Origin of the sequence: Ruegeria arenilitoris (genome assembly GCF_013030265.1) — a bacterium.
GTDB lineage: Bacteria > Pseudomonadota > Alphaproteobacteria > Rhodobacterales > Rhodobacteraceae > Ruegeria > Ruegeria arenilitoris_E.
The window spans coordinates 297,726-321,605 of sequence record NZ_WPZQ01000002.1 but is presented as its reverse complement, the minus strand read 5'-3'; the positions used below and the strand labels follow the sequence as shown (position 1 = coordinate 321,605).

General features: G+C 55.9%; 23 protein-coding genes. 19 read left to right on the top strand and 4 right to left on the bottom strand.

Annotated features, from left to right (window positions below; all coding sequences use genetic code 11):
- Positions 1-220: 220 nt before the first annotated feature.
- From GOX61_RS04435 to GOX61_RS04425, 3 genes are all read left to right on the top strand, one after another.
- Positions 221-379 carry a hypothetical protein gene (locus GOX61_RS04435; RefSeq protein WP_170331563.1) on the top strand — a complete coding sequence of 53 codons (159 nt, stop codon included), beginning with the start codon at positions 221-223 and terminating at the stop codon, positions 377-379.
- A 224-nt stretch (positions 380-603) separates the two neighbouring features.
- The gene (locus GOX61_RS04430; RefSeq protein ID WP_170331561.1) at positions 604-1,167 is read left to right on the top strand and encodes a DUF4202 domain-containing protein; all 564 of its coding nucleotides are present in this window, start codon (positions 604-606) and stop codon (positions 1,165-1,167) included.
- 95 nt (positions 1,168-1,262) lie between these two features.
- Positions 1,263-1,952 carry an SGNH/GDSL hydrolase family protein gene (locus GOX61_RS04425; RefSeq protein ID WP_170331559.1) on the top strand — a complete coding sequence of 230 codons (690 nt, stop codon included), beginning with the start codon at positions 1,263-1,265 and terminating at the stop codon, positions 1,950-1,952.
- A gap of 17 nt (positions 1,953-1,969) precedes the next feature.
- Here the strand turns inward: GOX61_RS04425 and GOX61_RS04420 are convergent, their stop codons facing one another.
- Positions 1,970-2,626 (bottom strand): ceramidase domain-containing protein, encoded by a 657-nt coding sequence (locus GOX61_RS04420; protein ID WP_170331557.1) that lies wholly within the window; start codon positions 2,624-2,626, stop codon positions 1,970-1,972.
- Between the two features lie 56 nt (positions 2,627-2,682).
- On the opposite strand from GOX61_RS04420, the gene GOX61_RS04415 reads away from it, so the two are divergent.
- Entirely contained in the window at positions 2,683-3,375 is a 693-nt protein-coding gene (locus GOX61_RS04415) for a metal-dependent hydrolase (protein WP_170331555.1), read from the top strand.
- A 45-nt stretch (positions 3,376-3,420) separates the two neighbouring features.
- Here the strand turns inward: GOX61_RS04415 and GOX61_RS04410 are convergent, their stop codons facing one another.
- Complete coding sequence (locus tag GOX61_RS04410; RefSeq protein WP_170331553.1) at positions 3,421-3,888, bottom strand: nucleoside deaminase; 468 nt, start codon at positions 3,886-3,888, stop codon at positions 3,421-3,423.
- 61 nt (positions 3,889-3,949) lie between these two features.
- On the opposite strand from GOX61_RS04410, the gene GOX61_RS04405 reads away from it, so the two are divergent.
- From GOX61_RS04405 to GOX61_RS04335, 15 genes are all read left to right on the top strand, one after another.
- Positions 3,950-4,765 carry a pseudouridine synthase gene (locus tag GOX61_RS04405; RefSeq protein ID WP_254436742.1) on the top strand — a complete coding sequence of 272 codons (816 nt, stop codon included), beginning with the start codon at positions 3,950-3,952 and terminating at the stop codon, positions 4,763-4,765.
- A 175-nt stretch (positions 4,766-4,940) separates the two neighbouring features.
- A complete protein-coding gene (locus tag GOX61_RS04400) occupies positions 4,941-5,855 on the top strand; it encodes a 5-bromo-4-chloroindolyl phosphate hydrolysis family protein (protein WP_170331549.1) in 915 nt (304 codons plus the stop codon).
- Between the two features lie 30 nt (positions 5,856-5,885).
- A complete protein-coding gene (locus tag GOX61_RS04395; RefSeq protein WP_170331547.1) occupies positions 5,886-7,076 on the top strand; it encodes a toxic anion resistance protein in 1,191 nt (396 codons plus the stop codon).
- A 6-nt stretch (positions 7,077-7,082) separates the two neighbouring features.
- Positions 7,083-8,045 (top strand): DUF2927 domain-containing protein, encoded by a 963-nt coding sequence (locus GOX61_RS04390; RefSeq protein ID WP_217353758.1) that lies wholly within the window; start codon positions 7,083-7,085, stop codon positions 8,043-8,045.
- A 22-nt stretch (positions 8,046-8,067) separates the two neighbouring features.
- Positions 8,068-9,216: an SPFH domain-containing protein gene (locus GOX61_RS04385; RefSeq protein WP_155145394.1), complete on the top strand. Its 1,149-nt coding sequence runs from the start codon at positions 8,068-8,070 to the stop codon at positions 9,214-9,216.
- 58 nt (positions 9,217-9,274) lie between these two features.
- The gene (locus tag GOX61_RS04380) at positions 9,275-10,366 is read left to right on the top strand and encodes a TFIIB-type zinc finger domain-containing protein (RefSeq protein WP_170331543.1); all 1,092 of its coding nucleotides are present in this window, start codon (positions 9,275-9,277) and stop codon (positions 10,364-10,366) included.
- A gap of 107 nt (positions 10,367-10,473) precedes the next feature.
- Positions 10,474-11,142: a nitroreductase gene (locus tag GOX61_RS04375; RefSeq protein WP_170331540.1), complete on the top strand. Its 669-nt coding sequence runs from the start codon at positions 10,474-10,476 to the stop codon at positions 11,140-11,142.
- A gap of 34 nt (positions 11,143-11,176) precedes the next feature.
- On the top strand, positions 11,177-11,614 hold the full coding sequence (gene dtd / locus GOX61_RS04370; protein ID WP_170331538.1) for a D-aminoacyl-tRNA deacylase: 438 nt from the start codon (positions 11,177-11,179) through the stop codon (positions 11,612-11,614).
- On the top strand, positions 11,614-12,717 hold the full coding sequence (locus tag GOX61_RS04365) for a glycerate kinase type-2 family protein (RefSeq protein ID WP_170331536.1): 1,104 nt from the start codon (positions 11,614-11,616) through the stop codon (positions 12,715-12,717). The genes dtd and GOX61_RS04365 overlap by 1 nt, the downstream gene beginning before the upstream one ends.
- 51 nt (positions 12,718-12,768) lie before the next feature.
- Entirely contained in the window at positions 12,769-14,763 is a 1,995-nt protein-coding gene (locus tag GOX61_RS04360) for a CocE/NonD family hydrolase (protein ID WP_170331534.1), read from the top strand.
- Positions 14,764-14,887: 124 nt separating this feature from the next.
- Entirely contained in the window at positions 14,888-16,471 is a 1,584-nt protein-coding gene (locus tag GOX61_RS04355; RefSeq protein WP_155145404.1) for an ABC transporter substrate-binding protein, read from the top strand.
- 15 nt (positions 16,472-16,486) lie between these two features.
- Positions 16,487-17,443, top strand: a complete 957-nt coding sequence (locus GOX61_RS04350; protein ID WP_155145406.1) for an ABC transporter permease — start codon at positions 16,487-16,489, stop codon at positions 17,441-17,443.
- Complete coding sequence (locus tag GOX61_RS04345) at positions 17,440-18,255, top strand: ABC transporter permease (RefSeq protein WP_155145408.1); 816 nt, start codon at positions 17,440-17,442, stop codon at positions 18,253-18,255. Before GOX61_RS04350 ends, GOX61_RS04345 begins: the two co-directional genes overlap by 4 nt.
- Positions 18,252-19,889: an ABC transporter ATP-binding protein gene (locus GOX61_RS04340; RefSeq protein ID WP_155145409.1), complete on the top strand. Its 1,638-nt coding sequence runs from the start codon at positions 18,252-18,254 to the stop codon at positions 19,887-19,889. Before GOX61_RS04345 ends, GOX61_RS04340 begins: the two co-directional genes overlap by 4 nt.
- 161 nt (positions 19,890-20,050) lie before the next feature.
- Positions 20,051-20,887: an alkaline phosphatase family protein gene (locus GOX61_RS04335; RefSeq protein WP_170331531.1), complete on the top strand. Its 837-nt coding sequence runs from the start codon at positions 20,051-20,053 to the stop codon at positions 20,885-20,887.
- A gap of 42 nt (positions 20,888-20,929) precedes the next feature.
- On the opposite strand, the gene GOX61_RS04330 is transcribed toward GOX61_RS04335, so the two are convergent.
- Positions 20,930-21,853, bottom strand: a complete 924-nt coding sequence (locus GOX61_RS04330) for an alpha/beta hydrolase (protein ID WP_170331530.1) — start codon at positions 21,851-21,853, stop codon at positions 20,930-20,932.
- Between the two features lie 12 nt (positions 21,854-21,865).
- Entirely contained in the window at positions 21,866-23,755 is a 1,890-nt protein-coding gene (locus GOX61_RS04325) for an acyl-CoA synthetase (protein WP_170331528.1), read from the bottom strand.
- Positions 23,756-23,880: the final 125 nt, after the last annotated feature.

Below are 23,880 nucleotides of genomic sequence, written 5' to 3'. Positions count from 1 at the left end.
CCCGGCATTTACCTGTCTGCCGCAGCAGTCGCAAGACCACTGGCAAACACTGTGCACAATGAACTCCCTGCCTTGTTCGAGTCGTCTTAGGAGTTGACCTAATCAGATTTGAATACCTGCTATGCACAGAAGTGAACCCGTTAGTTCACTTTCTCCATTGAAGACCGGCGGTGCCAACACTTAATGAAGTGAACGGAACAGTTCAGTTTGGAGAACGGCCATGAAATCCCTGATGATCACCCTTTCACTGACACTTGCAACATTGTCTGCGCCAGCAATGGCTCTGGGCATTCCTGATACCAACTTGACCCCCTTGCTGACTTTCCCCGACCAGTCGGCCGATCAGGTAACTCAGGATAAGTCTGCCATTCGCAAATAACCGGATGATGATTGCAAGATGGCCGGGCCATTCCCTCCCCTATGGCCCGGCCCTGATACATATCTCTAAAACTCGCCCCCTAAATCCGGCCTATTTATTCTCTGCTTCGCTTCTTTTCGATTGAATGCTGCAATCCGCTCAGCCATTCATTAACGTGAACAGATCAAGCTATCGCGGCGACATGCGGCACTACGCCTGAAGCCAAGCAAGGACCGGAGCGAAAAATGAGCGCGCGGATGCAAAAAGTGCTGGACGCCATTGATGCGGCCAACTCTGCCGATCCCAACATGGATGATAACCAGCCTGAGACTCTGCTCTATGGAAAGCGGATGACTGCAGAACTGAATCGCCTGTTCCCAGGCGCCTCGGAACCTTTGCAGATCGCAGCACGCGGGCAACATGTCGAACGCTGGAAACTTGCACGATCTGAGTATCCGGTAGGTCGGACCGGATATCTTACATGGCGGCGCGCTCAAGGCGAACATCATGCTCAGGTTGTCGCATATTTGATGGCGCGGGCGGGTTACGAACCGGATCAGATTGATGCAGTGGGACGCATGCTGCGCAAGCAAGGCATCAAAAGAGACGCCGAAGTGCAGGCCCTGGAAGATGTGATCTGCTTTGTCTTCCTGAAGTGGTATTTTCAGCCCTTCGCCTCCAAGCATTCGGCTGAAAAGATTCAGAGCATTGTCGAAAAAACAGCACGCAAAATGTCTGATGAAGGTCGTGCGCGTGTCCTCAAAGAATTTGATTTGCCCGATCAGCTTGCATCGGCTTTTCGAAACTGAATAGCTCGCAAATATAGTATCATTTAGAGATTAACCTCGAATTTACCAATTGCCTGTCTTTTTGTTCAAAAGACATTTCCAAAACTGAGTCTGCCATGCCCAAAAAACTGTTTCTGCTAATTGGTCTGATCAGCTTCCTGATGGGATGCCAGGAAGTTCCGTCAAGCACGCCCGACGCAAAAGTTATTGCTGTTGGCGACTCGCTTATGGCGTGGAATTCCATGTCAGGTTCAGCCATTCCGGACGTCGTCGAAGAGAGGATCGGCGCACCAGTTCTGGACCGATCGGCCTCGGCGGCATGGATGCAAACAAGATTCACCGACGATGGAAAGCCAACCTCAGGTGTTCAGGCTCAGTTCATCGAGGGTCAGTGGGACTGGGCCATTGTAAACGGTGGCGGCAACGACCTGATGCTTGGGTGCGGTTGTTCAAGATGCGGACCCGTTCTGAACAAGATGATTTCGGCCGATGGGCAATCCGGGCAAGTTCCCAGCTTCCTGCGCGAAATCCGTAAGACTGGCACGAAAGTAATTTATGTCGGCTATCTGCGAAGCCCTGAACTGATTACTCCGATTGAGCATTGCAAAAGCGAAGGTGACGAGTTTGAAGCGCGCATAGCGAAACTTGCCGAGCATGATGACGGCATCATCTATGTCTCTGCTCAGGATGTCGCAAAACCGGGCGATGCCTCATATTTCTCGTTCGATTTGATTCATCCGTCCCGCAAGTCGAGCCGCATCATCGGTGAGCGTGTCGCGAAGATTATCAAGAGCTCCAACTCCTGACAGCCACTACATCACAGCTATGAAAATCGGCTGCGCACCACAGCTCTGCGATACACCTCGATCATCCATCCCAGCATGATGGCATTGAGAATATGCCACATAAAATGTGTACCCAGCGGCAAGCGGTTGCACATAGGCTCATCCAGTGCACGGAAAGTGATAGAGGCGATCAGGATCACTGCACCGATAGCCAATCCGTGCGCGGTTTGCGGATCTCTGCCGCGCAGCAAAGCGGCATAGATCAGGATCAAAAGAGGCACCGGCGCATAGGCCGCCGATCCACCGATCCCCGGAATAAATTGGAAAAGCGGAATTGTCAGTGCTGCGTAGGGAAAGAACAACGCGGTCAATCCCAAAGCCTGCCACGTTTTCAGTTTCCAGATGTCCCGATTTACAGCGTAGATATAGACCAGAATGAACAATAAAATTGGGGTTGTATCAGCAATCGCGGCCCAGACCCGGGCATGCGTATGGAACAAATAGCTGCCTACCCCAATGATCGCCAGCAACGCTACCAGCAGGTTCGCCAAAGGCATCCCCTGCCCGCGCACACGCAACCACATAATCAAGGCCGCAACCAGAAAAGCAGCATTTGTTACTGCGTTTACCGGCTCGGCCCAATAGGCGGGCGACAACCGTTCGCAGTATCCATCTATTTCACGCATCCATTCCATAGATTTTTACATAGTGGATGCTAGGCTGCGGCTAAACCACTTTCAGGAGGACAATTATGAATATCGTTTGGCTGGGGCATGGCAGCTTTCGTATTGAGGTCGCGGGACAGGTTCTTTTGATCGATCCATGGCTGACCGGGAACCCTTCACTTTCTGAACAACATCATGACGAAGCAGTTCAGGATGCAACTCACATTCTCCTAACCCATGCCCATTTCGATCATGTCGTCGATGTGCTGCCTTTGGCCAAACACCTGAGAATTCCAGTGGTCGGACAATACGATTTGATGGGCTACTGGAGCGAGGCCGAAGGAATTGAGACCATTGGCTTCAATAAGGGGGGGACAGTGAACCTGAACGGCATCAAGGTCACCATGGTACCCGCTTCGCACAGCTCCACGTTTTCAACACCGGACGGGGTGCGCACAGGCGGAACCGAAGTTGGATTCATGATCGCCGCAGAGGGGCACATGCTCTATGTTTCAGGCGATACTGACATCATGGCAGACATGGATTGGATGGGTGATTATTATAAACCCGACATCGCAATCCTGTCTGCAGGTGGCCACTTTACGATGGACATGAAGGGCGCGGCTTATGCAGCCAAGCGATACTTTGATTTCAAGACCGTAATCCCCTGCCACTACAAGACATTTCCGATTCTGGAACAATCTGCTGAAGACCTGATCAATGGCCTACCCGGCGTCAATGTGATCGAACCTGAAGTGATGAAGGCCATCAAGATCTGAAGTATTTACGACTAAGGTGTGCGGCGAGTCGATCGGTGCAAAGTATCAGTCGCCGCACCCAGCCTTTCGCTGCGCGAGAAAGAAACTCCTCAGCATATCGGCGGCTTCATCTGCAGCAATGCCGTCATAGATCTCAGGGGTGTGGTGCGCCTGTGGGTGCGAAAACACCCGCGCCCCATGCGCAACGCCGCCAGACTTCGGATCAGACGCCCCATAGTAAATTCGGCGTATGCGTACTGCGGCCAACGCTGCCGCGCACATGGCACAAGGTTCAAGGGTCACGTAGAGATCATGATCCGGCAGACGTTCGGAACCAGTCGCGGCGCAGGCCGCGCGCAAGGCCAGAATTTCAGCGTGTGCGGTGGGGTCTTTCATTTCCCGGGTCCGATTGCCTGCAGATGCGACGACCTGACCATCCCTCGACACAATGACCGCTCCAACCGGGACTTCCCCCCGGTCTGCCGCTGCGCGCGCTTCCTGCAGCGCAAGTTCCATATGCGATCTGAATGTCATGCCCTTGACTGCCCCAGAAACCCGGCTTTCGCAAGTCGCCGGGATGCGTTATGGCCTTAGGATGAGCAACACTCCTCCTCCCGGCGACCGGATCGCCAAAGTACTGGCCCGCGCTGGCATCGCCTCGCGCCGCGAGGCTGAACGCATGATCGAAGCCGGCCGTGTGACGGTGAATGGTAAGGCGATTGACAGCCCTGCCCTGAACGTCACAGCCCGGGACAAGATCACGGTCGATGGCAAACCCGTTTCCGAGCCCGAGCCCGCCCGGTTGTGGCTGTATCACAAGCCTGTGGGACTGGTGACAACAACACGAGATGAAAAAGGTCGAACAACGATCTTCGACGAGTTGCCCGAGGATATGCCCCGGGTGATGAGTGTCGGGCGACTGGACCTGAATTCCGAAGGCCTGTTGTTGCTGACAAACGATGGCGGCATCAAACGCAAACTGGAACTTCCGGCAACCGGCTGGCTCCGCAAATATCGGGTCCGGATCAATGGCCGCCCGAAAGATGAAGACTTTGCGCCACTTCGCAAAGGTCTTGTGATTGACGGGCAAAAGTTTCAGCCAATGACGGTTGGGCTTGATCGGCAGCAAGGTGCAAACGCCTGGCTGACTATCGGGCTGCGCGAAGGCAAAAACCGCGAAATTCGGCGCGCCATGGAAGACATCGGCTATAGCGTAAACCGCCTGCTGCGTGTGTCCTACGGACCTTTTCAGCTGGGAGATCTGAAACCGGGTGAAGTCGAAGAGATCCGGCGTCGCGTGCTGCGTGACCAGCTGGGGTTAGAAGCAGAGCCCGATAAGAAACCCAAAGCCAAACGGCCACAGCGTCCGCAAAGGAAAAAGGCCCCCGGCGGCAAGAATCCTCGCAATTGACGTTGGTTATGCAACCTTCCCCCTAGCGCCGGACCGGTGCTTCCACTAAATTTTCTATAAATGCGGCTACTAGGGGGCGCTATGTCCGGATCCGGAGTGCAAAAACTGGCCTACGCTGCGCTGCTTGTGTTGCTGTTCGGTGTATCTACCGGCTTGTTGGGGGGCTTATAGACGCATGGCTAAACGCTATGGCGGAAAATTCAGCCCCGACGGTGGAGGGTCGTCCGATAGTCAACCCGAGCGTGGACAATTCGACGGCGCCCGCGTGAATCCCGCAGGCGCCCGCGCGAACGTTTTGTTCTTGCCCGCCATCCCTCTGATCTTCTTGTCATTGAACGATGGCGCGGTCGGAATGATTATCGGCCTGATCGCAGCCGGTCTGCTAACTACCGCAGCGCTGCTGTTGAGAGAGGGGCTGAAGGCTGAAGCGGAATACAATGCACGTCGAACGGCAAGACGTCCTGCCTTTCCCCGCAAGATATTCTCCAGCGTTCTGACCGGTTTGGGTGCCGCACTGGCGTCGTATCGATCAGAGTTTGTGGATGCTGAAACCGCTTCACAGGTCAGCGTTCTGGCGCCTGTACTCTATGGGGTCGCTGCGACTGCTCTGCATTCGGTCTCGTTCGGCATCGATCCGATGAAGGACAAAGGAATGGAAGGCATCGATACCTTCCAGCAGGATCGTGTCGCTCGCGTGGTTGAAGACGCAGAAACGCATTTGACCGAGATGTCGGACGCGATCAAACGCGCAGGTGATCGCAAGATCGAAGCGCGCGTTGAGCGGTTTCAAACCACTGCGCGCGATCTGTTCAGAACCGTCGAGGAAGATCCCCGTGATCTGGCCGGTGCCCGAAAATACCTGACGGTCTATTTGCAGGGCGCGCGAGACGCCACTGTGAAATTTTCCGATGTTTATGCCCGAACCCGCGATGCGCAGGCTTTGGCGGATTACTCTTCTTTGCTGGACGATCTCGAACAGAATTTCGCTGCGCGTACCCGCAAAATGCTTTTGGATGACCGCAGTGATCTGACGGTCGAAATCGACGTGTTGCGCGAAAGACTGCAGCGCGAAGGCGTCCGGTTGGACTGACCGGCTATTATTTGAGCGAGGAACATCTTCATGTCAGATGAAATCAAAAATAAGGCGGTCGAAGCTGAAACATTGGTTCAGGAAATCACTTCCGTGACCCTGCCGGAACCCGCAGCCGAAGTAGTCCCGCTTGAAGAGGCCGACGAACCCGTCAGCGCCGAAATCCGGAAGCGGATGGATGAGATTGACATGGGCAACACGAACTCGATTGTTGCCTTCGGATCGTCTGCGCAAGCAGAGTTGCAGGAAATCAGCCAGGCAATGCTAGCAGATGTGCGTAACAAGGATGTTGGTCCGGCGGGTGACAGCCTGCGCAACATCGTGACCACGATCCGCGGGTTCTCGGTCAGTGAACTGGATGTACGGCGCGAACGCAGCTGGTGGGAAAGACTGCTGGGCAGGGCCGCACCATTCGCCAAATTTACCGCTCAGTTCGAAGCAGTCCAGGGTCAGATCGACAGGATCACGGATGACCTGCTGGGGCATGAGCATACTCTGCTTAAAGACATCAAATCTCTGGACCTGCTCTACGAAAAGACGCTGGGCTTTTATGATGAACTGGCACTGTACATTGCAGCGGGCGAAGAAAAACTGACCGAGCTAGACAGCCAGGAAATTCCAGAAAAAGAGGCCGAGGTTCAGGCCGCACCCGAAGAAGATCAGGTGATGAAAGCGCAGGAGCTGCGCGATCTGCGTGCCGCACGCGATGATCTGGAACGCCGGGTGCATGACCTGAAACTGACCCGTCAGGTGACAATGCAATCGCTTCCGTCGATCCGTCTGGTTCAGGAAAACGACAAGTCGCTGGTCACCAAGATCAACTCGACGCTGGTGAACACAGTCCCCCTGTGGGAGACTCAGCTGGCGCAGGCCGTTACCATCCAGCGCAGCGCCGAAGCTGCAGCAGCGGTACGTGACGCCAATGATCTGACCAACGAGTTGCTGACTTCGAACGCGGCCAATCTGCGTCAGTCGAACAAAATGATCCGCGAAGAAATGGAACGTGGAGTGTTCGACATTGAGGCCGTGAAGCAGGCCAACGCAGATCTGATCGGAACGATCAACGAAAGCCTTGCAATTGCCGACGAAGGCAAGGCCAAGCGTGCGGCTGCAGAAGTAGAACTTCAGAAGATGGAAACCGAATTGCGCGACACTTTGGCCTCAGCAAAGGCACGCAAGGATGGTATCGGCGACAACGCCGGAACTGCGGTTCCGGGCTAAGGCGGGTTGATCGTGCGGCGGTACATTTCGGTGAGGCGTGTTCTGGCGGGACTATCACTCTTGGCTCTGGCCAATTGTGATGCAGCGCTGACCACATCTATACCGCCGCAACCCCGGCCTGTGCAGCCACAGGTCCCGGCGAATGCATATGTTGCTCCTTCGGCCGCCAGTCTTGATCTGGCCCGCTACTATGAACGGGTGCAAAGCAACCTTCTAACGCGAGGCCTACTTAGGACCGATGGGGGTGGACCGGATACCCCATATGACGCCGAAGACCTAGCCAAGAATTTTGAGGCCATCGCGTTTTATAGCGAATATCCGGGACAGTCGGTTGCAACCAGTCGGACCCGAACCAGCGGGCAGCTCAGCCGCTGGTTCGGCCCGGTTCGTATTGGGCCGGAATTTGGTCCATCCGTCCCACCTGAGCGCCGCAAAGAAGACACTGCGCGAATTGAATCCTATTCGGCCCGCCTTGCCCGCCTGACCGGGCATTCGGTATCGACTGTCAACAGAAATGCCAATTTCCACGTCTTTGTGGCGGGCGAAGATGATACGGCTTACGTACAGGCGCGACTTAAACAGCTGATCCCGGGCATCGGTCAAAAGCAGCTGGATCTGTTCGATAAGCTGCCCAAATCGTTCTATTGCTTTGTCTTCGCATCGGCCACCAACGGCTCGCCCCACACCTACACGCGCGCGGTTGCGCTGGTGCGTGCCGAACATCCGGATCTGGTTCGGCTCAGCTGTATTCACGAAGAAATCGCACAAGGTTTGGGGCTGCCGAACGACAGCCCCTCTGCACGGCCTTCAATATTCAACGATGATGACGAGTTCGCCCTGCTGACAAGTCACGACGAAAAACTACTGACACTGCTTTATGATCCACGCCTTAAACCCGGCATGACTGCTGATGAGGCGCGGCCTGTGGTGCGGATCATTGCACGCGAATTGATGGGTCAGTCGCTCTGACCCCAAGGACAGGAGAACCCAAATGGGAATTTTCGATTTTCTGACCGGAGAATTTATTGATGTCATCCATTGGGTTGATGACACCCGGGACACTATGGTCTGGCGGTTCGAGCGTGAAGGGCATGAAATCAAATACGGCGCCAAGCTAACCGTACGCGAAGGTCAGGCCGCCGTGTTCGTGCATGAGGGGCAATTGGCAGACGTGTTCACGCCGGGCCTATACATGCTTGAAACCAACAACATGCCGATCTTAACCACGTTGCAACACTGGGATCACGGCTTCCAGTCGCCTTTCAAGTCCGAGATCTATTTCGTTAACACCACCCGTTTCAACGACCTGAAATGGGGAACCAAAAACCCGATCATGCTGCGGGACCCGGAATTCGGACCAACGCGCATTCGCGCATTCGGGACCTATACTGTTCGCGTCAAGGATCCTGCCAAGTTCCTTGTTGAAATCGTCGGGACCGATGGTGAATTCACCATGGACGAGATTAGCTATCAGATCCGCAATATCATCGTTCAGGAATTCAGCCGCGTTATTGCAGGATCAGGCATTCCGGTTCTGGACATGGCGGCGAACACTGCTGATCTTGGCAAATTGATTGCGGCCGAGGTCTCTCCGGTTCTTGAAGGCTATGGGCTGGAAATGCCTGAGTTCTATATCGAGAACATCTCGCTGCCCCCAGCGGTCGAGGCCGCCTTGGACAAGCGTACCTCGATGGGGCTGGCTGGTGATCTGGGTAAGTTCACACAGTATTCTGCGGCAGAAGCCATGACAGCTGCGGCCAACAACCCCGGCCAAGGTGGCGGCATGGGTGCAGGCCTTGGCATGGGAATGGGCATGGCGATGGCACAACAGATGTCGAACATGGCAGCGGGTCAGCCAAGCGGCCCGTGGGGATCGCCCGCCCCCGCTGCTCCGCAACCGGCAGCGCATGCGGCCCCGCCTCCTCCGCCACCGGTCGAGCATGTCTGGCATATCGCGGTCGACGGGCAAACCAGCGGGCCATTTTCCAAGGCCAAAATGGGACGCATGGCGACTGATGGGGAAATCACCCGGGACACCCATGTCTGGACCGCCGGTCAGGACGGTTGGAAGAAAGCTGGCGATGTTCAGGAATTGGCACAATTGTTCACGATCCTGCCTCCACCCCCTCCGGGAGCGTGAAGCAGGTTTGGACTGATTTAACGGCATTATCGGCTCTGACCAACAAGGCGATCTGAGGATGAGCGAAAACGAGCACCGCTTTCCCTGCGACCAATGTGGCGCAGACTATCGGTTCAACCCCGGCGATGGCACATTGACCTGCGACCATTGCGGGCATTCAGAACCGATTTCGAGCGGTCCCTGGGGTGGTGCAAGTCTTCGAGAGCTGGATTTCGATGCTGCAATCGCAGATCGTCTGCCCGAGACAGAGATCGAGGAGACCCGAGTTCTGAGTTGCCCGAATTGTGCAGCTCAGGTCGAGTTTGATCCGAATACACACGCAGCCGAGTGCCCGTTTTGTGCCACGCCGGTCGTAACCGACACGGGAGTGAACCGACATATCAAACCTCGGGGCGTTTTGCCTTTTGCGCTTGATGAAAGATCGGCGCACAAGGCGATGGGCGATTGGTTGGGCCGTTTGTGGTTTGCACCAAATGGGTTGAAAGACTACGCGCGCAAGGGACGAAAAATGCAAGGCATTTACGTGCCTTACTGGACCTTTGATGCCGATACGAAATCCAGCTATCGCGGCGAACGGGGTGTTGTTTATTATGAAACACGAACCGTTATGCGCGAAGGAAAACCAGTCCAGCAGCAGGTTCCCAAGGTACGCTGGACACCAAAATCCGGACGTGTCGCGCGCTTCTTCGACGATGTACTGGTGCTGGCCTCACGCTCGTTACCTAAAAGCTATACTGATGCCCTAGAGCCATGGGATCTTCCGGCATTGGAACCCTATCAACCGGAATACCTGGCCGGGTTTCGGGCCGAAGCCTACACTGTTGAGCTGCAGGAAGGATACAAGGAAGCCCGTCAATACATGGCGCGAGTCATTGAGCGGGATGTCCGATTCGACATCGGTGGCGACAGACAAAGGATTCACGCGCTAGAGACCGAAGTGCGGGATGTCACCTTCAAGCACATCCTGCTGCCGGTATGGATGGCAGCGTACAAGTACCGGGGCCAGACCTATCGATTTGTGGTGAACGGCCGGACCGGCCGGGTTCAGGGTGAACGCCCCTGGTCTGCGATTAAGATCACCATTGCAGTTGTTCTGGGTTTACTTGTTGCTGCTGGCGTCGGCTACCTGCTAGCCACAGGCCAACAATAACCTCCGACGACCGAAACACATCAGCTAGGGTTTCGGTCACTTAGCCCCTTGCACATCTCAAATGTCACCTCCATCCTGCCGCGCGTTGGATTGGGGGGAGGCCATCCGTGACATTCGCAGCCTTGAATTTGCTTCTGGATCAGCGCCATTCCTGTCGCGCTTTTCAGCGCGATCCGGTGCCCAAAGCTCAGATCGAACAAATCCTGTCCAGCGCGATGCGTGTTCCCAGTTGGTGTAACGCCCAGCCTTGGAAGGTCGTCGTTACCAGCGGTGATGACACGGATACATTCCGTGAAGCACTTCAGATTGAGGCCGCGACAGGCACCCCTGCCCCGGACTTGCCATTCCCCAGCTCGTATTCCGGTGTTTATCAGGATCGCCGACGTGCCTGTGGCTGGGCACTATATGAAGCCGTCGGGATCGAAAAAGGCGACCGCGCTGCATCGGCCAGGCAGATGATGGAGAATTTTTCTCTGTTCGGAGCGCCGCATTGTGCAATCATCTCGAGCCCTACCGAATTGGGCGCGTACGGCGCAATGGACTGTGGCGGGTTCGTAACAGCCTTTTCGCTTGCCGCTCAGGCACTGGGAATCGCCACAATCCCACAGGCAGCTGTCGCAGCTTATGGCCCGTTTCTGCACCGATACTTTAAGATACCGGATGATCGCCTGATCCTGTGTGCGATATCCTTTGGCTACCCGGACGCAGAGCACCCTGCCAACGCGTTTCGAACCGAGCGCGCATCAGTGGAAGAGATTGTCGATTGGCGCGGTTAATCCGCCCGTCTAACCCCCGAAGTGAGGACAAGCTATGCGGGCCTTGATTCAAAGAATCACTCAGGCATCAGTTTCAGTGGATGAGGCAGTCATCGGACGGTCAGGCCCCGGGCTGCTGATCCTTGTATGCGCGATGCAGGAAGACGATGAGACCAAGGCAGGACAGCTCGCCGCGAAAATCTCCAAGCTTCGCATTTTCAAGGACGACAACGGCAAAATGAACCGGTCGATACTTGATATCAACGGTTCCGCATTGGTGATCAGTCAATTCACCCTGGCGGCGGATACATCCCGGGGAAATCGACCGGGCTTCGCCACGGCCGCCCCGCCTGAAACCGGCAAACATCTTTACGAAACATTCGCTCGGCAACTGGCCGCCCTCGGCGTGCCCGTCGAGACCGGGGAGTTTGGTGCCGATATGGCAGTAGAACTGGTCAATGACGGGCCAGTGACAATCTGGATGGAAAGTTAATGACACAAGCAACGCAAGCCGTAGAGATCTGGAAGGCCGGTGTCGCGGCTGTCGACGGATACAACGCGACCCAAAAGGCCTTGGGTCCTGTACCGAAGCCCGATCGCATTCTGGCTGTTGGCAAACCCGCTGCGGCGATGGCCAGCGCTGCATTGGATCACTTTGGACAGGTCCCAACCTTGGTCGTCACCAAGGATGGACATGCTGATGATCTGCCTTCGCACGTCCAGTTGATTGAAGCATCCCATCCTGTGCCCGACGCACGGAGCCTTACCGGAGGTCGTGCATTGCGCGAAGCCGTTGAGGCGATGGGTCAGGAAGAGCACTTGCTGTTACTCGTCTCAGGAGGTGCTTCGTCATTGGCCGAAGATCTGGTCCCGGGCAAAACCCTTGATGATCTTGCGGCGCTGAATAAGGATCTGTTGTCCAAAGGCTTAGACATTCACGCGATGAATGCTGAAAGGCGCAAAATATCGCAGATCAAGGGAAGCGGCCTGCTGTCACGTTTCTCTGGCAAACGGGTCACTGTTCTGGCGATATCTGATGTTCCGGGCGACGACTTGTATGTGATCGGCTCCGGAATCGGAGCCCTGCCCGATACACCTGCATTTCAGGCAACCGCATCCATTATCGCCTCAAACGCCCATGCTCGGGCCGATGCGGCGGATGCGGCGCAAGAAGCTGGCTACGCGGTTCATCTGAACGAAGAAGCATTACACGACGACTATTTGGCAATTGCCGCCAAGATTGGTGCGCAAATTCGCAATATGGAACCCGGAGCAATGATCTTTGGCGGCGAACCAACAGTCACGTTGCCAGACAAACCGGGTCGCGGTGGCCGCAATCAAGCGTTGGGGCTGGCGCTGGCCCGTGAGATTGCGAGCTGCGAGGACATTACGGTCGTAATCGGAGGAACGGATGGCACCGATGGCCCAACCTCTGCTGCAGGCGCAATTATCGATGGCACCACATGGGCTGAGGGTGCTGTGAGCGCCCTGAACCGAGCGGACAGCGGGAGCTTTCTGGATCAGGCTGGCGCCCTGTTGGTGACAGGTCCGACTGGCACCAATGTTATGGACCTCATTGTCGCTATAAGGGGTTAGATTGACGTTTTTACCCTTCAAGAACATGGCAAACAACCCGAGACTGAACAAATGACGCGCGCACCGAATTCGCTCTGCGACATAAAAGAAATCCCTGACTTAGGTATCCGGCTTTCCGATGGTTGCCGCTTGTCGGCTCGTGTCTGGCGGCCAACCGATGCTGAACAGTCCCCTGTTCCCGCCATTCTTGAGTATCTGCCCTATCGAAAGCGTGATGGCACGACAGCGCGAGATGCGCTTACTCATCCCTGGTTTGCCAAACGTGGCTATGCCTGCATCCGCGTTGACATGCGTGGCAATGGCGACAGCGAAGGGCTGATGGAAGACGAGTACACCCAGCAGGAGCTGGATGATGCTGTCGAGGTCATCGAGTGGCTGTCACAACAACCCTGGTGCAGCGGATCCATCGGCATGATGGGAATCAGCTGGGGTGGCTTTAACGCATTGCAAGTGGCCGCGATGCGCCCCGACCCGCTCAAGGCTATTATTACACTCTGCTCGACGGCAGATCGGTACGCGGATGACATCCACTACAAGGGTGGATGTCTTTTGAACGAAAACCTCGGCTGGGGGGCCACCATGTGGTCCTATTCCTCACGTGCACCCGATCCGGAGCTTCGGTCGAACTGGCGCGAACTGTGGCTGGACCGTCTTGAGAATGAACCGTTCCTGCCCTCCGTCTGGTTGCGGCATCAGGCACGTGATGAGTACTGGCAGCATGGATCAGTCTGCGAGGATTTTTCGGCGATCCAGGCGGCAACGCTTGCCGTTGGTGGATGGGGTGACGCCTACAAGAACACTGTTCCGTTGCTGGTTGAGCAGTTGGAAGCCCCAGCAAAGGGGATCGTTGGCCCTTGGGTGCATAAATACCCACACTTTGCAGTACCCGAACCAAGGATTGGGTTCCTGCAGGAAGCACTTCGGTGGTGGGACCATTGGCTGAAAGGTCTGGACACCGGGGTGGCCGATGATCCGGATTACCGAGCCTACCTGATGGATGGCGTGCGCCCTGCCCGCTGGTATGCAGAACGCCCCGGCCGCTGGGTGGCCGAAGCATCGGGAGCAACGTCTCATCTGCCGAAGGTGACCATGTCTCTGACAGATGCCGGGTTGGGCGATAGTGGTTCGTTGAGTGCACGCATTCGCTCACCTCACCATTGCGGTATGGATGGCGGAGAGTATTGCGCCATCTGGCTGGGCCCGGATCTGCCGGGCGACCAGCGGGCTGATGATTCTTTGTCAGCCTGTTTTGACAGCTCGCCATTGGACAATGACATGGACATCGTCGGCGCGCCGCGTATCCGCCTCAAGGTCAGTTCAGACAAGGCGCAAGCGCAAATTGCGGTGCGGTTGAACCATGTCCATCCCGATGGGGCGTCGACAAGAATCACCTACGGTGTGTTGAATCTGTCCCATCGTGACAGCCATTCCGACCCGGCCTCGCTCACCCCGGGCGAGATATATGAAATTGAACTGGATCTGGATCAGATCGCTTATCGAGTTCCAAAGGGGCATCGTCTGCGCGTTGCCGTTTCAAGTGCCTACTGGCCACTGATATGGCCATCACCAGAGACAGCAGAGCTGCACCTGACCGAAGGCGAGATCACAATTCCGCGACGAGAAACGGCAATATCGGACGAATGTGCATTTCCGCCACCGGATGCCGAAGAGCCCTGGAAGATCAAAACACTTCGCGATTCTGCCAATTCACGCCGCGTGGAAACCGATATGAACACCGGAGAAGTCAAACTCATTATCGAGGATGACTTTGGACTGGTTGAAGATTGCGATCATGGCTTGGTCAGTGGTGGATCTGCTCAAGAAATCTGGACGATTCACCCGGATGACCCTCTTTCCGCACGAGGTGCCTGTGATTGGACTCAGGAACAGAAACGCGGCAATCTAAGCCTGAAAACCAATACCAGCTGCGAAATGTGGTCCGACACCGAGAATTTTCATCTTCGTGCAACAATAAATGCCTTTGAAAATGATGTGTTGGTGTTTTCGACAACCAAGGAGGACACCGTAGCACGTAAGCTGATGTAATTTCCGGCGACCAAAAGGCAGGACATTAAACCTTGCCCGGTCGGCCGAAATACGCCAACGTTGACTCACGCGTCAATAAAAAGCCCGCCAAGGGCATAAACACTATCAACTGGGAGATCCTTGGATGAAAGAACAACTCACTCACATGACTGGTCAGGTCACGGCAGGCAAAATGACCCGCCGCGAATTCATGGGCAAGGCCGCCGCGCTCGGCGTTTCCGCTGCCATGGCCAGCACAATGTTTGCCGACGCCGCGCGTGCGGCGGGCCCGAAAAAGGGCGGCGACCTGAAACTGGGTCTGCAAGGCGGTGAGTCGACCAACTCGCTGGACCCGGCGACTTATGCAAGCTCGGTTCCATACATGAACGGCCGCCACTTCGGCGACACGCTGGTCGAAGTTGCTCCGGACGGAACCATCGAAGCACGTCTGGCCGAAAGCGTGGAAGGCAGCGCCGACGCGAAGGTCTGGACCTTCAAGCTGCGTGACGGTGTCGAATTCCACAACGGCAAAACCATGACCAGCGAAGACGTGCTGAAAACCATGGAACGCCACTCGAACGAAGACTCCAAGTCCGGTGCCCTGGGCATCATGAAGGGCATCGAGTCGATGAAGGCCGATGGCAACAACTTCCAGGTCACATTGACCGAGCCGAACGCCGACCTGCCCTATCTGATGGCTGACTATCACCTGATCATTCAGCCTGATGGTGGCATGGACAACCCTGCTGCGGGTATCGGCACAGGCCCATACAAGCTGGAAGTTGATGAGCCGGGTGTACGTCACCTGTTCAGCAAGTTCGAAAACCATTGGAGCGACTACGGTCACTTCGACAGTGTTGAGAACGTTGTGATCAACGACACCACGGCACGTACTGCAGCTCTGCAGTCTGGTCAGGTTCAGATGGCCAACCGTATTGAACCAAAAGTTGCCGATCTGCTTTCGCGCGCACCGACACTGACCGTGCAGTCCACACCGGGCCGTGGTCACTATGTGTTCATCATGCACTGCGATACCGCACCATTCGACAACAATGAACTGCGTACCGCTCTGAAATACGCCATCAACCGTGAAGAGATGGTTGAGAAGATTCTGCGCGGCTACGGCTCGGTCGGAAACGACATGCCCATCAACGCGGCCTACCCGCTGTTTGATGAGACGATCCCGCAGCGCGAGTTCAGCATCGAAAAAGCGGCAGAGCACTATAAAAAGTCCGGCCATGACGGATCGCCGATCATCCTGCGCACCGCAGACGGTGCATTCCCGGGTGCGGTGGATGCTGCAGCCCTGTTCCAGCAGACCGCTGCTCAGGCCGGCATTCCGCTGGAAATCGAGCGCGAGCCTAACGATGGTTACTGGTCCGAAGTCTGGAACGTTCAGCCGTTCTGTGCATCGTACTGGGGTGGCCGTCCGGTTCAGGACCAGATGTACGCAACTGCCTATCTGTCGACAGCCGACTGGAACGACACTCGTTTCAAAGTCAAAGAGTTCGACGACATGCTGTTCGCTGCACGCGCCGAACTGGACTCCGACAAGCGCAAAGGCATCTACTCTCAGATGGGTATGATGTTGCGTGACAACGGTGGTCTGATCTGCCCAATGTTCAATGACTTCGTCGATGCTGTCAGCAACCAGCTGGACGGATGGGACACCGATCCCAACGGCGAACTGATGAACGGTCAGGTTTCGCGTAAGATGTGGTTCGTCTGATACGGATCCTGACATATGCATCCAATCATCAAACTGGTGTTCCAGCGCTTAGCGCTGGGACTCCTGCTCTTGTTTGGCGCTTCGGCCCTGATTTTTGGCCTGACCGAAGCCCTTCCCGGAGACGCAGCGCAAGCCGTCCTGGGCCAGTCCGCAACCCCCGAAGCCCTAGCGAACCTACGCGAAGAAATGGGCCTCAATCGTCCCGCTCTGACGCGCTATTTTGAATGGCTGGGCGGAATCGTCCAGGGTGATCTGGGCCAATCCCTCACCAACAGACTGGACATTGCCGAATCCGTTGGCAGCCGTCTGGGCAACACTCTTTTCCTGGCATTCTGGGCCGCTATCGTATCGGTTCCATTGGCCATTTTCCTTGGTCTGCTGGCCGTGCGCTATCGTAACCGCTGGCCTGACAAGCTGATCTCGGCAGTCACACTCACCACGATCTCGATCCCCGAATTTCTGATCGGCTATGTCCTGGTTTACTTCATCGCGGTGAAGCTGGGCATGTTCTCGCCTCTGGCTATGATCAACGACAGCATGTCGTTCGGACAGAAACTGAACGCGATCGCCCTGCCGGTGATCGTTCTGACCATGGTTGTTCTGGCGCATATGATGCGGATGACCCGCGCCGCGATCCTGAACGTGATGCAATCGGCTTATGTCGAAACTGCTGAACTCAAAGGTCTCAGCAATTTCAAGGTCATCTACCGTCACGCTTTCCCGAACGCGATTGCCCCGATCGTCAACGTTGTCATGCTGAACCTTGCCTATCTGGTGGTCGGCGTCGTCGTCGTCGAAGTGGTGTTCGTCTATCCCGGTATGGGACAGTATCTGGTGGACCACGTGACCAAACGTGATGTTCCGGTGGTTCTGGCCTGTGGTGTGATCTTTGCCGCCATCTATATCGGACTGAACATGATTGCAGACATCGTTGCCATTCTGGCCAACCCAAGGCTGAGGCATCCGAAATGAAGAACATACCTATCTCTGCAATGATCGGACTGGCGTTCACAGGCCTTTACTTCATCATCGCGGTATTTGCGCCTCTGCTGGCCCCTTACGGAATGGCCGAGGTCGTCGGCGATGTCTGGGAACCATCCAGTTCACAGTTCTGGCTGGGCACTGACAACATCGGACGCGATCTTCTCAGCCGCATGATCTACGGCGGACGCACAACGATCTTCATCGCCACGGCCGCAACGATCCTCAGCTTTGTAACTGGCTCGATCCTTGGCTTTCTGGCCGCGGTTCTAGGCGGTTGGGCCGATCAGGTCATGTCGCGGACGGTTGACCTGATCATGTCGATTCCGTCGCTGATTACCGCGCTGGTGGTTCTGGCGATGGTACCGGTGACCATCCCGGTACTGATCGTCGTCATGGGCCTTCTGGACGCCACGCGCGTCTATCGTCTGGCCCGCGCGGTCGCGGTGGATATCGCGGTAATGGACTATGTCGAAGCCGCTAAACTGCGTGGTGAAGGTCAGACCTGGATCATCTTCCGCGAGATCCTGCCCAACGCACTGTCGCCTCTGGTGGCTGAGCTGGGCCTGCGGTTCATCTTCATGGTTCTGTTTGTCTCCACCCTGTCGTTCCTGGGTTTGGGCGTTCAGCCGCCGCTGGCCGACTGGGGCGGTATTGTGAAGGAAAACAAGGACGGCATCGTCTACGGCATTGGCGCGGCCCTCTACCCTGCTGTCGCCATCGCAACGTTGGCGATCTCGGTCAACCTTGTGGCTGACTGGATCCTGAACCGCACCACATCGCTGAAAGGAGGTCGGGGATGAGTGATACCCTTCTCAAGGTCCGTGACCTCAAAATCGGTGCGACCGTTTATCCGCCGGGCGAGAAGCCCCATGACATCGAAATCGTGCACGGGGTCAGCTTTGACCTCGAGCGCGGCAAGGTGCTGGGACTGATCGGTGAATCCGGAGCCGGTAAATCCACCATCGGTCTGGCCTCGATGGCCTATGGCCGCGGTGGTGTGAAGATTACCGGTGGCGAAGTCTGGGTGAACGGTCGCGATATCATGAAGTCTTCTTTGGGGGATATTCGCAATCTGCGTGGCGGTGAGGTGACCTATGTCTCGCAATCCGCCGCGGCATCATTCAACCCGGCCAAGAAGATCATGGATCAGGTTGTCGAAGCGGCCGTCGAGCACAAGAAATTCTCGCGCAAGGAGGCTGAAGCCCGCGCGCGGGAACTCTTTGCCAAGCTGGGCCTGCCTGATCCGGACAATATCGGTGATCGCTACCCGCACCAGGTTTCGGGTGGTCAGCTGCAGCGTTGCATGACAGCGCTGGCTCTGTGTCCCGAGCCTGATCTGGTTGTGTTCGATGAACCCACCACAGCGTTGGACGTTACCACTCAGATCGACGTTCTGATGGCGATCAAAGAGGCTATCGCAGATACTGGTGTTGCCGCGCTCTATATCACGCATGACCTCGCGGTCGTTGCGCAGGTGAGCGATGACATCATGGTTCTGCGGATGGGTAACACCGTCGAATACGGCCACACCGATCAGATCATCAACAACCCACAGGAAGAGTATACCAAGGCACTGGTCTCGGTCCGCTCGATCGAGCACGAAGAGAAAAAGCCGACGCCTGAACCGGTGTTGAGCGTTGACGGGATCACCGCACGCTACAAAGGGCTGAACTTCGATGTGCTGCACAACGTCAATGTCGAGCTTCATCCGGGGCAGACGCTGGCGGTTGTGGGGGAATCCGGTTCGGGTAAATCAACGCTTGCACGGGTGATCACAGGGCTGCTGCCTCCACGCGATGGTGAGATCACCTTCGCCGGCCGCAAACTCTCACCCGATCTGGCCGGACGTACCCGCGAGGACCTGCGCGAGCTGCAGATGATTTACCAGATGGCTGACGTAGCGATGAATCCGCGTCAGACGGTTGGCACGATCATCGGCCGCCCGCTGGAGTTCTATTTCGGTATGCGCGGCGCTGAGAAGCGAAAGCGGATCATCGAATTGCTGGATGAGATCGAACTGGGTGAAAAGTTCATGGACCGCTATCCGGCGGAACTGTCCGGTGGCCAGAAACAGCGTGTCTGTATTGCGCGATCACTGGCGGCGAAGCCAAAGATGATCATCTGCGACGAGGTTACCTCGGCGCTCGATCCGCTGGTGGCGGACGGTATTCTCAAGCTACTGCTGGATCTGCAGAAGATTGAGGATGTCGCCTATCTGTTCATCACTCACGATCTCGCAACGGTCAAAGCAATCTCTGACTCGATTGCCGTGATGTATCAGGGCCGTGTGGTTCGCTATGGTTCCAAATCGCAGGTTCTGAGCCCGCCGTTTGATGACTATACTGACTTGCTGCTCAGCTCGGTTCCCGAGATGCATCTGGGCTGGCTGGAAGAGGTTGTTGCACATCGTAAGATGGAGAGTGCGGGGAACTGATCCCTACCCTCTCTGTAACAACCCGATGAAACTTTGAAATCCCGGCGCTTGGACTACTGACAAGCGTCGGGATTTTGCTATTCGGGGCGCGAACGGGCGACCCCGAGCAAGCGAATCCGCTAGGATCACCTGAATACAAATACTGTCAAAAGGGTCATGAGATGGACCGTAAGCTGCTACTTATAATTCTGGACGGCGTACCATGGCGCAACTTTCGCCGTCTTTTCGGAAATCTCGAAGGCTGGGTCGACAGCGGTGAAGCACAGGTCTGGAAATTGCGGGCAGTTTTGCCGTCAATTTCGGCCAGTTGTTATGCCTCGATTCATACGGGCGTTACGCCGCAGGAGCATGGTTGTACCGGCAACGGCAACGTCTTCCGACTGGATCATAAGGACATCTTCAGCCAGGTGCGCGAAGCAGATGGCGTAACCGGTGCCGTGACCCACAGCTTCTGGTCGCAATTCTTTAACCGGCATCCGTTCGATTACGTCCGTGACATCGAATATGATGAGCCGGAAAGCAAAAACATCAATCACGGCCGGTTTCACAGCATGACCGGCTATGGGAAAGCCAATCAGATGACGCCCTCGGATGTCGATCTGTTCGGAACTCTCACCAATCTTTGCCTGCGGTTCGGGTTGGATTATGGCATCCTGCACACTTGTACGCTGGATAGCATGGGACACCGCTTCTACCACGATTGCGAAGAAATGGATCATGCTTGCTTTGTCATGGACGAAATGCTGGCCCCGTTCATTCCGCGCTGGCGGCAGCTGGGCTACGAAGTGATCGTGACAGCCGATCATGGGCAAGATGAACGCGGCCATCATGGCGGGCGTGGTGCGCTGCAGCAGGAAACAGCACTCTACTACTTTGGAGACGCCAAGGGGCCTGATGCTGACTACGTGATTGACCAACTGCAGCTTGCGCCAACCATCCTGCAGCGCATGGGCGCACCTGTGGCCGACACAATGAAAGCCAAGTCTTTCCTGAGCTAAACACGAATTAAATCAATGATCAGGCTGCGTTTGACAGCCTGATCAGTCATAGTTCCAAAGCCCCTGCCCCAACGCTTCGATTGCGACCGAAATCCGCTCAAAGCTATCGGCAGCACGTTTCACGCTGGTCCGGGCCCTCAGGTAGCCATGGATCAGACCCGGCTCATTGATCCAATGAGCTTGACCACCAGCCTCAACAATCTTGTTGCAATAGTCAGGCCCGTCATCCCGCAAAGGATCACAATCGGCGGTCACTACGACGGTAGGTGGTAACTCAGAAAAGTCCGTGTCGTGCAGTGGCGCAAAGGTCGGGTCATTCTCGGGTACATTCCCGTTGCAGCGCACCTTTTCGTAGAACAGGATTTCATCCCGCGTTAGCAGTGGCGCGTGCGCGTGTTCTATATACGATCCCTTGCTTGGGTCTCCGCCAAGGCCGGGATAGATCAGAACTTGCCCGATGATACCTTCGAGTCGTCCGCGCGCGTAATGTGCAACTGCTGCAGCAAGATTTCCGCCTGCGCTGTCACCAGCCAGAACAATGGGATCACCAAATTCTCCCATCGCCCAGTTGACGGCTGACCAGGCATCCTGAAACTGCGCCGGGTGCACATGCTCGGGGCATAGGCGATAGTCAACGGCGACGACTCGGTAACCAGTCTGAGAACAGATTTCAGCGCAGACATCATCATGGCTGTCTAATCCGCCGACTACAAAACCGCCGCCATGAATATAGACGACGGTTCGCGTTGGTATCCCTGATGAATAGAGCCGAACCCCGACGCCATCAGCTGACAGATCCTGTGCTTCGACACCCGCGGGACGCGGTTGACGAAAATCCCGGCACATCTCGTCATAGACGCGGCGTTGATCTGTTATGGACAGATCAACAGCATCATCAGGATAGCTTTCAGCAGTGCGTCTTATGAACGCCCAAGTTTCTTCATCAATCAGACGCTCATAATCCATAATCCCTCCCGGTCAGGCAGCCCACTCCCACGGCCGGGTGAACGATCCCAGCACTTTGCTGACATCGTCCTCGGACGAGCCGTTCGCGTCAAGCTGTGCGACGAGTCCACGCTTCTTATCGTCGATCACCGACACGACACGTGCAGATACACCTGCGGTTTCCAGTGCTCCGTTGTAGATACGCGTGATCGCCTGCTTACGCAGTTCGGGTTTGAACACCTTACCAACCGCCGTTTTAGGCAGTTCAGAAAGAATCGTCATGTGCTTGGGCTGCGCGGCACGTTCGTGGACATGCACTTTGCAATATTCCATCAGCTCTTCTTCGGTGGCCGAGGCCCCCTCGACCAATTCGACAAAGGCACAGGGCACCTCGCCCGAATGCGCGTCGGGCTGACCAATAGCACCGGCAAAGGCGACCGCATCGTGACCCAACAAGGCCTCTTCGATCTCAGCGGGATCTATGTTGTGGCCGCCACGGATGATCAGGTCCTTCGCACGTCCGGTAATCCAAAGGTATCCGTCTTCGTCAAAACGGCCCAGATCACCCGTCCGCAGGTATTTGTCGAAGTGATAGAGATTCGTGTTCTTGTCGGTTTCGGTATAGGTGTTGCCAGCATACACACCCGGGTTCGAAATGCAGATTTCGCCGATCTGGTCAGTGCTGCATTCGGTTGGTCCGTCAGGTCCATCCTGCAGGATTTTGACATCCGTATATGGGAACGGAATACCGATCGAGCCGATCTTTTTCTCGCCATCCACAGGGTTGCACGAAACCAGACAGGTTGCTTCGGTCAGACCGTAACCTTCGACAATCGTGACACCCGTTGCTTCCTCGAAACGGCGGAACAGCTCAACAGGCAACGGAGCAGAGCCCGAAAAGGCCGTTTTCACGCTGGAGATGTCCGCGTCAACCGGACGCTGCATCTTGGCCGAGATCGCGGTTGGAACGGTGATAATGAACGATACTTTCCAGCGTTCGATCAGTTTCCAGAAATTGTCGAACACGCCATCGCCGCGATAACCGGCCGGTGTCGGGAAGATTACATGCGCGCCAGACGAAACAGCCGCCATGACGATCACATGCACAGCGAAGACGTGGAACATGGGCAGTGGGCACATGATCACGTCATTCTCATCAAACAGCAGCGTATTGCCCAGCCAGCCATTGTAGATCAGGCCGGAATACTTGTGCTGTGCCACCTTCGGCATGCCGGTGGTTCCACCGGTATGGAAATAGCATGCAACGCGATCTTCTTTACTGTCCTCGAAGGTCAGAGTGGTGGGTTGCTTGGCCAATTCCTGATTGAAGTTCTTGTAGTCCGCATGGGCCAGATGCTCTTTGTCTCCCATCTTGGGACGCAGGAACGGGACCAGCCAGGATTTCGGCGGCGTCAGGTATCGGTTCAGGTCAATCTCAAGGATCGTATTGACGTTTGGTGCATGGCGCACCGCTTCCTCGACCTTTTGGGCCACATCGGTTTTGGGGAAAGACTTCAGCGTCACTACGACTTTGGCCTTGGTCTCACGCAGGATTGCCGCGATCTGCTCAGGCTCAAGCAGCGGGTTGATCGGGTTCACGATGCCTGCGATCGCGCCACCCATCATAGTGACCAGCGTTTCATTACAGTTCGGCAGGACATAGGCCACGACATCCTTTTCCCCGACACCCAAAGAGCGGAACAGATTGGCGGCCTGATTCACCTTGCCCATTAGATCGGACCAGGTCAGCGTCTCAGCTTTGTCCTTCGGTCCCGATAGCAACTGGAAGGAGATCGCCTTGTGGTTTGGAAATTTCTCTGCCGTTCGCGACAACAACTGATGAAAGGTCACGGGGACGTCTCTGTCCTCCCATGCCATTTCCTGCTCGATCCGCGCCTTGTCGTCCAACCCCACAAATGCCATGTGGTTCCTCCCCTTTTTTCTCCCATGTCGTGCACAGGCTATTGATGGCCCCCAAGATGGAAGCAAAATCAAGCCTGCGCAAGCGACGGCTTAGCCGCCGGATGAGAGAAAATGTAGAATGACGC